This is a genomic window from Neobacillus sp. SAB-20_R2A (assembly GCF_049568635.1).
GTDB lineage: Bacteria > Bacillota > Bacilli > Bacillales > Cytobacillaceae > Neobacillus > Neobacillus citreus.
In genome coordinates this window covers 1,799,910-1,812,577 of record NZ_CP145895.1, presented here as the reverse complement: position 1 = coordinate 1,812,577, position 12,668 = coordinate 1,799,910, and the positions used below count along the sequence as shown (strand labels likewise).

Below are 12,668 nucleotides of genomic sequence, written 5' to 3'. Positions count from 1 at the left end.
AAAAACACCCTGACTATGTGGTCAGGGTGCCAAAGTTTACATAAACGCAGGATATGGACAACCAGCCCATAGCAAAGTTTAGTAACACACCCTTCTAAGTCTCAATGTACTTAATTTAAAAGGTATTTTTTATGCTGTTTTTTTGTTAGTTGCTTCTTCTGTTTCAAACATATTTTCACTGACTTTCGGCCTTCCAGGAAGGATCAGGTTTAATAACACACCGCAAATTGCCGCCAGGGCCATTCCTTGGATTTCAATATTGAATGGCAGCTTGACTACCGCGCCACCGATACCAAAAACAAGGATTACCGACGAAATCACCAGGTTGCGTTTGTCTCCAAAATCAATTTTACTGTCAACCAGCATTCTTAAACCTGAGGAAGCGATAATTCCGAACAGGAGGATGGAAACTCCGCCCATTACAGGGGTTGGTATGGTTTGGATTAATGCTGTTATTTTTCCAATAAAGCCGAAGATGATGGCTAGAACCGCGGCACCCGCTAGTACATATACACTGTAGACTCTTGTAATGGCCAAGACTCCAATATTTTCACCATAGGTGGTTTTGGGAGGTCCGCCGACTAGCGCCGAAATGAATGTGGCTGTTCCATCACCAAGGATTGAACGGTGTAAGCCCGGCTCTTTGATGTAATCACGGCCGACAACCTTGCTAAGCACAAGCTGGTGTCCAATATGCTCAGATAGTGTAACAATGGCAACAGGCACCATTAACCAGAAAATATTCCACGTAAACTTGACATCATAGCTGACAAACGGAATTAAGAAATCAGGAGCGGCAAACCACTTTGCCTCTAGTACTGGTTTGAAATCAACAATTCCTACAATCACAGCATATACATAGCCGACAATAATCCCGGCCAAGATAGGGATAATGCTAAGCATTTTTTTAGCGTATATTGAGAAAATAATGGTCGCTGCCAGCGTCACAAGTGCTACTGAGAAGTGAAGCATGCTATACTTTCCTGCTGGGTTGTTCATAGCCATTCCAACCGCAGTTCCGGAAATGGCGAGGCCAATTACAACAATGACCGGTCCAACAACAATTGGGGGGAGTAAGTTCATAATCCAGCGATGCCCCGCTCTGCTTATAATTAAAGCGACAATTCCATAAACAAGGCCAGCTAAAAATGTTCCGACCATCGCCGCTGCAGGTCCGCCAGAGGCTTTTGCAGCAATTACCGGTGCAATATAAGCGAAAGATGAACCAAGATAGGCAGGAACCTGAAATTTCGTAATCAATAGGAATGCCAACGTTCCGAGTCCGCTGGATATTAGTGCTATCGCTGGGTCTAAACCAACCAGGTATGGTACTAGGATTGTTGCCCCGAACATCGCAAATAAATGCTGCAAGCTTAAGGTCAGCCATTGGGCCGGTTTTGGTCTATCTTTAACATCTAGGATTGGTTTATTACTCATTTTCTGTTCTCTCCTAATTTCTATATTGTTTTCTTTATTTTCTTCAATTGTTCAAATAAAAAACCCTCTTTGCCATGTAGTTGACAAAGAGGGGTGAAAGGCGCACCGGAAAATGGACCAGATGTGCGCTTTTCCCTTTGTCAGCCTCACGGGACTGAAATTAAAAGGGCTGCTATTTATTTGTCATATATACTTACTTGATCAACTTTATCTACTTCCAGCAGTTCAACAACAATTTTTTCATTGCTTGAAGTAGGGATATTTTTCCCAACATAGTCTGCTCTGATTGGCAGTTCCCTGTGACCGCGGTCGACCAGTACCGCAAGCTGGATGGAAGCAGGACGTCCAAGGTCCATAAGGGCATCAAGTCCAGCCCTAACTGTTCTTCCTGTATAAAGAACATCGTCCACAAGGACTACCTTTTTGTCACTTATGTCAAACGCTATATCTGACCCTTTTACGAGTGGTTCCTGACTTTCCGTTTTCTTTGTTAGATCATCCCGATAAAGAGTGATATCTAATTCACCGACTTGAATCGGACTTCCCTCAATTTGGGCTATTTTCAAAGCGAGTCGTTTTGCTATGTAAATTCCTCTAGTCCGAATTCCTACAAGTACGCAATCTTCGATTCCTTTGTTTTTTTCGATGATTTGATGGGCAATCCTTGTCAACGCACGCCCGATTGCCTGTTCATCCAGAACAAGTGCTTTTTGGCTCATGGTCTCACCTTCTTATTATACTAAAATAAAAAACCTCTCGCCTGTGGTGGCGAGAGGGAGACAGTTCTTCCTTAGGGAAATAACATCTTAACCGTTCCTTCTCGGCCTCACGGGACCGACTTAAAGGCTTATTAAACTATAGTAAGCATACTTTAATTTATTTATCCTGTCAACGATTATTTCTTAACCGGTCCAGAAGTTCTTCAAAATCCTCCGGCAGCGGGGCTTCGAATTCTAGATACTCATTTGTTCTTGGATGTACGAAACCGAGCAGACCGGCATGCAATGCCTGGCCATTAAGATCGAGTGTCTTTCTTGGTCCATATTTCGGATCACCGGCAAGCGGATAACCGATATATTTCATATGGACACGAATCTGATGGGTCCGGCCTGTCTCCAATTGACATTCCACAAACGTGAAATCATTAAACCGCTCAAGGACACGAAAATGAGTAACAGCATGCTTGCCGTTATCAACAACCGTCATGCTTTGCCGGTCTTTTTGGTCTCTCCCAAGCGGAGCATCTATGGTTCCATATTCGTGAGGGATCACTCCATGGACAATCGCCTTATACTTCCGGGTTACAGACTTTTCCACTAGTTGGTTGACGAGACTTTCGTGGGCCAAATCATTTTTCGCTACCATTAACAGCCCTGATGTATCTTTATCAATGCGATGCACAATCCCGGGTCTTAATACACCATTGATACCGGATAAATCCTTACAATGGGCCATTAACCCATTAACCAGTGTCCCTGTAAGGTGCCCAGGTGCAGGATGGACCACCATACCTTTTGGCTTATTTACGACCAAAACATCCTTATCTTCATAATAAATATCTAAATCCATTTCCTCCGGAACCACGTCCAATTCTTCCGGATCTGGAATGGTAATAACGATAGTATCATTTACACTGCATTTGTAATTTGTTTTTACATTTTTCCCATTCACAAGTACATTGCCTTCTTTTATCCAATCCTGCACCTGTGTTCTAGACCATTCTTCATTCATACGTGAGATTACCTTATCAATCCGGTCTCCTTTTTGTTCCTCAAGAATGGTGTGTTCCATTTTCTCCATATGACTTCTCCTTTGACGCTCTCTCTTCAAGCAGCATTTGAATCATTAATAATCCAACACCAATCACTAATGCTGAATCGGCAATATTAAATACAGGGAAATTATAGCCAAAAATAAAGGTATGAATAAAATCAACAACCTCTTTCCGAACCACTCGGTCGATAAAATTCCCGATTGCACCTCCAAGCATGAAAGCTAGGGATACACCTAACAGCCATTTTCCTTTGGCCGCTTTGTAAAGATAATACATAATCGCAATAATGACAATAACCGTAATGACATAAAAAAGCCACATCTGCCCTTGAAGGATTCCCCATGCGGCCCCGCGATTCCGGTGAGAAGTAATATATAAAAATTTATCAATGATGGGTATACTCTCACCGATATACATATTTTTTTCAATAAGCCATTTAGTAATTTGGTCGAGCACAATAACGAATAGGGCGATTAAGTAATAATACACTAAGAAATACCTCCAACTTAAGCTAGACTTGCTCCCCTAGTTTAGCATACTTAATCGCTATATCACAATGAAACAAAAATTACAGAGTGGGGAAGATCGGTTTCTTGCAATAGCCGCCAAGCAAGCTGGGATCATTGACTGTTCTAATGGTTGGAATCAAATTTAATAAGTCGAGGGGTAATAATTCGCCGGAAAGTTCACAATGTCCGAAATTTCCTTCTTCGATTTTTTTCAGCGCCAAATCAATGTCCGCCATTTCTTCCTCTAAAATAGTTGTAAACCAATTCTCTGTTTGTTTGTTCTTTAATGACATTTCGATTTCTGTTTTTGTTTGACGGAGTTCTTGAAACAGCTTTTCCTGCATTGCATTCATAGTGTTAATACCTCCGTTATGTTATTTGTTTTATTATTACCGATCGTTTTCCATTGACCCGGATAATAATTTGACATCAGCAACAACAATTAACGGAGGTGGAAAATAAATGAAAACTCACCGATTGGCGAGTCCGATAGGACGGTTCATGAGGTCTAGTTGAATTTATACTTTTTTATTAGCAAAATGAAAGAGGCTGACAAGTCAGCCCCTTTCTATTTACGCTAAGTGTGAATAATTTTCTTTTACAACTTGGGCACAGCGCGGACAAAGAGTTGAATGCTCCGCATCTTGACCGACATCAGGCGTCACTACCCAGCAGCGTTCACAGGTTTCACCTTCAGCCTTTGTGACCACAATAGCAGCTGTATCTAATTTCAAGCCATCTTCAGGTGCCTCATCATAAGCACCAGCCACTTCAAAACCGGATACAATAAACAATTGTTTCAAGTTCTCTGAAACAGAATCGAGCAGCGCTTTTGTATTATCATTTACGTACAAGGTTACTTTCGCTGTTAATGACTTACCGATCACCTTTGCATTCCGGGCTTCTTCAAGTGCCTTTAAGACATCATCGCGAAGCTTCATGAATGCAGACCATTTCTCCTCCAACTCTTTAGCACCAGGAAGTTCTTGATATTCTGGAAGATCTGTCAACTGAACACTTTCCTCCTGAACCTTCGGAATATATTTCCATACCTCGTCTGCAGTGTGAGAAAGGATTGGCGAAACCAATTTGGTCAGAGCAAGCAATGATTCATATAAAACGGTTTGAATCGCCCGACGTTCTGGATGATCAACTGCTTCAATGTACAGAACATCCTTTGCAAAATCTAGGTAAAACGCGCTTAAATCAAGCGTACAGAAATTATTGACAGCATGGTAAATACCTGCATAATCGTAATTTTCATAAGATTTGCGAACACTCTTAATCAGCTTATTTAATTTAACCAGCATAAATTGATCTACTTCACGAAGGTTTTCGTAAGAAACCTTATTAACAGCCGGGTCAAAGTCCGCTAAATTCCCCAACAAGAAGCGGAATGTATTGCGGATTTTCCGATATACTTCAGCAACCTGTTTTAAAATTGCATCCGATACCCGGACATCTGATTGATAATCAACCGAAGCCACCCATAGGCGTAAAATATCTGCTCCCAATTGATTCATAACCTTCGCCGGAACGACGACATTACCTAATGATTTACTCATTTTTCGACCTTCACCATCAAGAGCAAATCCATGGCTTAATACTCCCTTATATGGAGCCTTGCCTGTGACAGCAACTGCAGTAGATAAAGACGAGTTAAACCAGCCGCGGTATTGGTCAGAACCTTCAAGATATAGGTCAGCAGGGCGCACCAAGTCTTCTCTTTCAAGCAGTACAGCCTGATGGGAAGAACCGGAGTCGAACCAAACGTCCATAATGTCGGTTTCCTTCGTAAACTTGCCGTTCGGGCTGCCAGGATGCGTAAACCCTTCCGGAAGCAGGTCTTTTGCTTCGCGCTCAAACCAAATGTTTGAGCCATTGTCGCGGAATAAATTAGAAACATGTTCGATTGTTTCGTCAGTAATGATTTCTTCACCATTTTCAGCGTAGAATACCGGAATTGGCACACCCCAGACGCGCTGGCGGGAAATACACCAATCGCCGCGGTCACGGACCATATTAAAAAGCCTTGTTTCGCCCCAAGCCGGCACCCATTTGGTTTCTTTCACAGCTTCGAGCAACTGCTCGCGGAAATCTTTAATGGACGCAAACCACTGTGCAGTTGCCCGGAAAATAACCGGCTTCTTTGTTCTCCAGTCATGTGGATAGGAGTGGGTAATAAATGTAAGCTTTAACAAAGCCCCTTTTTCCTCTAAGGCTTGGGAAATCTGTTTATTGGCCTCGTCGTAAAATAACCCTTCAAATCCCGGTGCTTCATTTGTCATATTTCCTTTATCATCAACCGGACAAAGGACATCCAAGCCGTATTTTTGACCAACATGGAAGTCATCTTCCCCGTGACCAGGAGCAGTGTGAACGCAGCCAGTACCAGCATCCGTTGTCACATGCTCGCCTAACATGACAAGAGAATCACGGTCATAAAGTGGATGACGGGCGACAACATATTCCAGATCAGCCCCTTTGACCTTTTTAAGAACGGCCGCTTCTTCCCAGCCAATTTCATTCGTTACACTTTCCAATAACCTTTCAGCCACAACGTATTTTTTATCATTTACCGCTACAACCACATAAGTTAGCTCAGGATGAACCGAAATTCCCAAGTTGGCAGGAATGGTCCATGGGGTTGTTGTCCAGATGACGATTTCCGTATCCGTATCAAGAACTCCCTTGCCATCCTTCACCGGAAAACCAACATAAATGGACGGTGAACGTTTATCTTTATATTCAATTTCTGCCTCAGCCAAAGCGGATTCACTTGACGGAGACCAATATACTGGCTTCAATCCCTTATAGATATAACCTTTTTTCGCCATTTCTCCGAAAACCTTAATTTGCTGGGCTTCGTATTCAGGCTTTAAAGTGATGTATGGATTCTCCCAATCACCGCGGACACCAAGGCGTTTAAACTGGATTCGTTGATTGTCGATCTGCTCCAGCGCATATTCTGTACAAAGCTGGCGGAATTCAGCTACGGACATTTCTTTCCGTTTAACCCCTTTATTGGTTAAAGCCTGTTCAATCGGCAGACCGTGCGTATCCCAGCCCGGCACATATGGGGCATGATAGCCGCTCATTGACTTATAGCGGACAATAAAATCCTTTAAGATTTTATTTAGGGCGTGGCCCATATGGATGTCACCATTTGCATATGGAGGGCCATCATGCAAAACAAACATCGGACGCCCTTTAGTGCGCTCCTGTACTTTTTGGTAAATATTCATTTCTTCCCATTTTGCCTGCATATCCGGTTCTCTTTGCGGAAGATTACCGCGCATTGGGAAATCCGTTTGCGGCATTAATAACGTGTCTTTGTATTCCATTTTATTTCCTCCAATACCTTTCTATTGAACAGAATTGACATTCTTGCAAATAAAAAACCCTCTCATCCCAAAAAAGGGACGAGAAGGTTTTTTTCCCGCGGTACCACCCTGATTGATAGAACTGTCTTATTCTATCCTCTTGCGAATTCGTAACGTGAATACACGCCTTAGTCTACTGTTCTAAATTTAGAGGTTCGACCTCGGAACTCGAGGGTGATTTTCCAATCTTTCGGCTTTATCGGGCTTCCACCATCCCCGACTCGCTAATAAGCTTTTTTGAAAAATTGTACTGTCCCTGTCTTCGTCATTTTCATTCAATTAATCTGTTAAGAAATTATATGCTACTAAATAGCTGTTCGTCAAGCTAATGAATCCTCTTCTTCGTGGATTTTCAGCTCGGTGGCATCAAGTTCGTACTCTAAAAGGTGATCCCAATCGTCAGTATTCAGCATATCGAGCTGTGCCTCAATCAGCATTTTGAAACGGGTGCGGAAAATTTTCGACTGCTTCTTTAAATCTTCTATCTCCAGAGCAATCTTTCTCGCTTTAGATAGGGATTCGTTAACGATACGGTCCGCATTCTTTTCCGCTTCCTTGACGATTAGCTTCGCTTCCTTTTGCGCATTGCGTTTTACTTCTTCCCCTGCCTCCTGGGCAATCACAATCGATTTATTAAGTGTTTCTTCTATACTTGTAAAATGCCCTAAACGTTCCTGCAGGTCAGTTAAGCGCTCTTCCAATTCTTTTTTCTCTCTAAGGACAAGTTCGTAATCCTTGATTACCTGGTCAAGAAATTCGTTTACTTCATCCTCGTCATACCCTCTAAATCCTTTATTAAATTCCTTATTATGAATATCTAACGGCGTTAACGGCATGATGCCACCTCCAACAATCTGTGCAATATATGTAAATGTGAATATTCGACAAGTTTTTCGAATATCCTGCAAGAAAATAAATTATTTTTGTCTTCCGACAGAAATTCGCCATTTTTCTTTCTTTGTTTTTCCGTCAATACTGGACAATCTTACCCTTCCATGGCCCCGGACCGACAGCATATCGCCAATTTCACAAACAAAGGCCGGGCTTTCAATCTGAGTCCAATTGACCTTAACTAGGCCTGCGGCAATATAGTTTTGCGATTTTTGCCGGGAAAGATTATAAACACCAGAAATAACAGTATCCAGCCTTAATGAAGATACTGTTAATTCATGTTCCTCCCATAATTCTTTAGGAGAAATTATGTTTTCGGGCGGCTTCTCGATTATTTGAACCGTTGCTTTACCGATTGATTCAAGATTACTGCTGATATAGCCGCCTATTTCCTTGGCTGCCAAGAACTGGATTTGCCCGTCATCGACAAGAATATCGCCAAATTTCCCACGTTTTAGCCCCAACGACATCAATGTGCCTAAGACGTTGGGATGTTCAATTTTGACAAACTTCTTTGGATAGTCAATTTCAAACAAGCTGATTTGAAAATCCTCTTGAGCTGGGACTAGATATTCCGGGAAAAGAAGAGCCCTTTTTCGTTCTGCCCCTGGCCATCCTCCAAAGAGTTGATATTTTACATCACCATTTTCACCGATGATCGTTTTTAAGATATGCTGTTCTCTTGGGTCAAGAAAGTCCGTTAATTTCGGGGCATACTGAAGTTCAACAGTGTTTTTCCACTGCATGACCTGGTCAATATAATCCCGTTCTTCTGGACGAAAATGCTGATATATATTCATGCTCTAAAAACCAACCTATTTTTAAGTATTATGAGAGCCAGACAGCTACATAGCTTAAGCCCCGTGTTGCAAAGTTGAGAACAAGAAATGCGACAATCGGAGAAATGTCAATCATGCCGATTGCGGGAATAATCCTTCTGAATGGTTCCAAATATGGCTCACAAATTCTTGCTAAGAATTGACCGATCGCGGATTCTTTAGCACCCGGAAACCAGGACATCAATATGTAAATAATTAATGCCCACGAATAAGCCCAAATGAGTTTTTGTATTAAACCGATAACAAAAAACATCTCTTTACCACCTCGTATTCATATTTTCGTGGTCAGGGAGCAGTTCCGAAATATTCCCCGATACTTCCATATTATCCGGGGTGCACAAGAATATATTGGCGCCAATTTTCTGGATTTCCCCACCGAGAGCATATACTACTCCTCCTAAGAAATGAACGATCTGCCGGCCTTCCTCTTGATCAATCCGCTGCAAATTCACCACCACCGGACGGCGGTTTTTTAGATGGTCGGCAATCTCGGTTGCCTCAGATTCGGAATGCGGTTCTGCCAAAATAAGCTTTGAGGGCTTTACTTGGACAGGGGGCTTTTGCACACTTTGCAGGCTGACTACATTATGACTTTTTAACGGCTGTTTTTTCTGCTTTATTGGTTCCTTCGGCTCACTATAATCTTCATTTTGCTCATCGTTCTCGTCGTCTAAAAAGAAAAATGTTTTTAGTTTAGATTTAATTGTCATATCAACTCTCCTAACCAGCTTCACCAACAAGCGCTGTACCTATTCTTACCATCGTAGCCCCTTCTTCGATGGCGATGGCAAAATCATTAGACATCCCCATCGACAACTCTGAACAAGGAGCATAGTCTAAGTGACAGGATTGAACTTGAGTACGAAGTTCTCTAAGTTTTTGAAAACAATCACGCAAGACTTCTTCATCGTCCGTGAGTGGGGCCATTGTCATTAAACCAGCAACAATAATATTTTCTAGGGAGCCAAGTGATTTAATAAAGTCGATCACTTCTTCAACCGCTAAACCGTGCTTTGAGTCCTCTTCTGCTACATTAACCTGTACCAAACACTTTACTTTTGAATTGGCACGTTTATTTATTTCTTGGGCCAAAGAAAGACGGTCAAGGGAATGAATGTACTCCACTTTATCGATAATATTCTTTACCTTTCGTGTCTGCAGGGTTCCAATAAAATGCCAAATTGGCTTGTCCTTAAGAACTTCCCATTTTTCAAGCATTCCTTCGTCCCGGTTTTCGCCAAGATGCTGAATGCCTGCATCAAGCGCTTCCTGCGCTCTTTGGGTACTGACGTATTTTGTAACGGCAATTATAGTTACCTCATCTGGTTTCCTGCCTGTCTTTTCGCACGCTTCATTTATTTGCTGTCTAATAAGTTCATACTTTGCTGCTACTCTCATAAGCGGTTCTAATTCTCCTTCCAGCCAATAAAGCTTAACATTCTGCCGGCTTTGCCATGGCTCTTCCGGTGGGAAAAAAACAAATGGTTGTTACAGCTTGAGCAATAATCCGTGACGATTATATTTTCCTTTGGTACTCCTGCCTTAACGAGAATCTGCTTGTTCAATTCCCTTAGGTTTAATGAGTATTGACCTTCACTAATTAAATTATAGGGTTTTCTATCGACATCTTCTAGTATATTTTCAACCAAGTTAACGACACGTTCATCCACAATATAACATTTTTCGCAGATTGATGGACCGATTGCGACAAAAACCTTCTCAGCCTTGATGCCTTCCTCTTCCCATTTTTTTATCATCTCACGGGCAATTTGTCCTACCGTCCCCTTCCATCCAGCATGTGCCGCCCCAATCATCCGATATTCGGGAGCAATAAAAAAAAGAGGGACACAATCGGCAAAACAAAGCGTTAACAATATTCCCTCTTCACTTGTATAGAAGCCGTCCGTGCTCTTAAAAGACTGTTCGTAGGAAATAGACCCTCGCCCGCGATCTGCTTTTGTTATTTTTTGCAGGAAAATATCATGTGTTTGCTCAGCGCTAACCCATGAATCTAATGGAAAATCAAGCAGTTCGGAAACTTTCATTCTATTTGTGCAAACATCATTTAAAATATCACCAACATGAAAGCCGAGATTTAGGGCTTCAAAGCTGCCTTTACTTTGTCCCCCCAGCTTGGTTGTTATTCCGGCAACAAGGCCGGGAGTGCTATTCATCCAACCGTCGATGGTTAATAAAGATTCATTCTTTATAATAAATGGTTCCATTCCATTACCTCTGAACTTTTTTCTATAGTTTACCATGAAACAGGGCATTGGTCACCGAAGCAGTTTTATTTCATGCAAAGACTACTCTTCTTCCGTTATTTTTTCATCGCTGATTTTATAGCGGACCAAGATGACATCCTGACCAATTTTGATAATGTTTTTCCACGGGATCACTATATCTTCGTCCTTCCCAAAAAAGCCAAGCACGCGCCCGTTTCCGGAAATGACAACCGCTTCTATTTTTCCCGTCGTTAAATTAATTTCTATATCTCCAACATTCCCTAGTCTTTTGCCATCTGAAACATTCACAACATCTTTTATCTGAAAGTCGGAAATTTTAACCATTAAACAACCACTCCCAATCTTACGATACTATAAAAAATATATGCCTGTATTTGGGAAAATAGAAAGAAAAAGATGAGCTAGTCTTTTATTTCACTCATTTAACTCACCACGAGTTTTCCTATTTTTAAAAATTTAAAGCTTTCAATGGGTCTGTTGATTGGAGCGGAGGGCACTCGACTCCTGCGGGATATTGAGGTCACTGGAGACCCCACAGGCGCTTTCAGCGCCGAGGAGGCTCTAGGACCTCCCCGCGGAAAGCGAGTGCCCGGAGCGGAAATCAACAGGCCCCGTTAGCATAGCCCAATCCATTAATTTAAACAAAAAATTGCCGAGAAAATACTCTTTCCCGGAAATATAATAAGCTGCCCTTAAAAGGCAGCTTAGCTTTGGATATTCTTATTCATTTGTCTGATTGCTGCTTTTTCTAAGCGGGATACTTGCGCTTGGGAGATGCCAATTTCGTCCGCAACTTCCATTTGTGTTTTCCCCTGAAAGAAACGCTTTCTCAAAATCAATTTTTCTCGTTCATTTAATCTTCTCATTCCCTCTTTAAGGGCGATTTCTTCAATCCAATGGATATCTTTATTTTTCTCATCGCTTAGCTGGTCCATTACATAAATTGGATCCCCGCCATCATTATAAATCGGTTCAAAAAGTGATACCGGGTCTTGTATTGCATCTAGCGCAAAGACAATTTCCTCATGGGGTACTTCCAGGACCTTCGCGATTTCTTCAGCAGTCGGTTCCCGAGAGGTTTCACTCATCAGCCTCTCCCTTACCTGGAGGGCTTTGTAAGCAATATCCCTAAGAGAGCGAGATACTCGGATCGGATTATTGTCACGCAAATAGCGCCGGATTTCGCCAATAATCATCGGCACGGCATAGGTGGAAAACTTCACGTTTTGACCTAAATCAAAATTATCGATAGACTTCATCAGTCCAATACAGCCAACCTGAAACAGGTCATCAACAAACTCGCCCCGGTTATTAAACCGTTGGATAACACTTAATACGAGGCGTAAATTGCCGTTTACTAGCTTTTCTCTGGCGGTTATATCGCCCTCTTGCATTTGCTTGAAGAGTATTCTCATTTCTTCGTTTTTCAGTACAGGAAGTTTTGATGTATCTACACCGCAAATTTCTACTTTATTTCGAGTCAATTCTTTTCCCTCCTCGAGAGAGCTGCTGTACAAAAAACAGTATCTCCTTGAGGAGGAAAAATATGCACTTGATGAATGGAAGGAAAAGTAAGCTATTGTCGAAAA

General features: G+C 41.9%; 14 protein-coding genes and 1 other annotated feature. All 14 genes read right to left on the bottom strand.

Annotated elements, in window-relative coordinates; all coding sequences use genetic code 11:
• Positions 1-129 precede the first annotated feature (129 nt).
• Positions 130-1,437, bottom strand: coding sequence for a solute carrier family 23 protein (locus V5M37_RS09075; protein WP_423801650.1), 1,308 nt, complete (start codon positions 1,435-1,437; stop codon positions 130-132).
• 176 nt (positions 1,438-1,613) lie between these two features.
• Positions 1,614-2,156, bottom strand: a complete 543-nt coding sequence (gene pyrR, locus V5M37_RS09070; protein WP_423801649.1) for a bifunctional pyr operon transcriptional regulator/uracil phosphoribosyltransferase PyrR — start codon at positions 2,154-2,156, stop codon at positions 1,614-1,616.
• Positions 2,157-2,325: 169 nt separating this feature from the next.
• Positions 2,326-3,237, bottom strand: a complete 912-nt coding sequence (locus V5M37_RS09065) for an RluA family pseudouridine synthase (protein ID WP_213140823.1) — start codon at positions 3,235-3,237, stop codon at positions 2,326-2,328.
• Positions 3,209-3,700: a signal peptidase II gene (gene lspA, locus V5M37_RS09060; protein ID WP_213140824.1), complete on the bottom strand. Its 492-nt coding sequence runs from the start codon at positions 3,698-3,700 to the stop codon at positions 3,209-3,211. The genes V5M37_RS09065 and lspA overlap by 29 nt, the downstream gene beginning before the upstream one ends.
• Before the next feature lie 79 nt (positions 3,701-3,779).
• Positions 3,780-4,073 (bottom strand): hypothetical protein, encoded by a 294-nt coding sequence (locus tag V5M37_RS09055; protein WP_423801648.1) that lies wholly within the window; start codon positions 4,071-4,073, stop codon positions 3,780-3,782.
• 219 nt (positions 4,074-4,292) lie between these two features.
• Positions 4,293-7,064: an isoleucine--tRNA ligase gene (ileS, locus tag V5M37_RS09050; protein ID WP_423801647.1), complete on the bottom strand. Its 2,772-nt coding sequence runs from the start codon at positions 7,062-7,064 to the stop codon at positions 4,293-4,295.
• 71 nt (positions 7,065-7,135) lie between these two features.
• Positions 7,136-7,375: a binding site (T-box leader), on the bottom strand.
• Between the two features lie 48 nt (positions 7,376-7,423).
• The gene (locus V5M37_RS09045; RefSeq protein WP_213116399.1) at positions 7,424-7,939 is read right to left on the bottom strand and encodes a DivIVA domain-containing protein; all 516 of its coding nucleotides are present in this window, start codon (positions 7,937-7,939) and stop codon (positions 7,424-7,426) included.
• An 81-nt stretch (positions 7,940-8,020) separates the two neighbouring features.
• Positions 8,021-8,794: an RNA-binding protein gene (locus tag V5M37_RS09040; RefSeq protein ID WP_423801646.1), complete on the bottom strand. Its 774-nt coding sequence runs from the start codon at positions 8,792-8,794 to the stop codon at positions 8,021-8,023.
• A gap of 28 nt (positions 8,795-8,822) precedes the next feature.
• Positions 8,823-9,086, bottom strand: a complete 264-nt coding sequence (locus V5M37_RS09035) for a YggT family protein (RefSeq protein WP_213116401.1) — start codon at positions 9,084-9,086, stop codon at positions 8,823-8,825.
• 4 nt (positions 9,087-9,090) lie between these two features.
• Entirely contained in the window at positions 9,091-9,543 is a 453-nt protein-coding gene (locus V5M37_RS09030) for a cell division protein SepF (RefSeq protein WP_423801645.1), read from the bottom strand.
• A 10-nt stretch (positions 9,544-9,553) separates the two neighbouring features.
• Positions 9,554-10,231, bottom strand: a complete 678-nt coding sequence (locus tag V5M37_RS09025; protein ID WP_423801644.1) for a YggS family pyridoxal phosphate-dependent enzyme — start codon at positions 10,229-10,231, stop codon at positions 9,554-9,556.
• A gap of 8 nt (positions 10,232-10,239) precedes the next feature.
• Complete coding sequence (gene pgeF / locus V5M37_RS09020; protein WP_423801643.1) at positions 10,240-11,058, bottom strand: peptidoglycan editing factor PgeF; 819 nt, start codon at positions 11,056-11,058, stop codon at positions 10,240-10,242.
• A gap of 81 nt (positions 11,059-11,139) precedes the next feature.
• Positions 11,140-11,403 carry a YlmC/YmxH family sporulation protein gene (locus V5M37_RS09015; RefSeq protein WP_213116407.1) on the bottom strand — a complete coding sequence of 88 codons (264 nt, stop codon included), beginning with the start codon at positions 11,401-11,403 and terminating at the stop codon, positions 11,140-11,142.
• 380 nt (positions 11,404-11,783) lie between these two features.
• The gene (gene sigG, locus V5M37_RS09010; protein ID WP_149869517.1) at positions 11,784-12,563 is read right to left on the bottom strand and encodes an RNA polymerase sporulation sigma factor SigG; all 780 of its coding nucleotides are present in this window, start codon (positions 12,561-12,563) and stop codon (positions 11,784-11,786) included.
• Positions 12,564-12,668 lie beyond the last annotated feature (105 nt).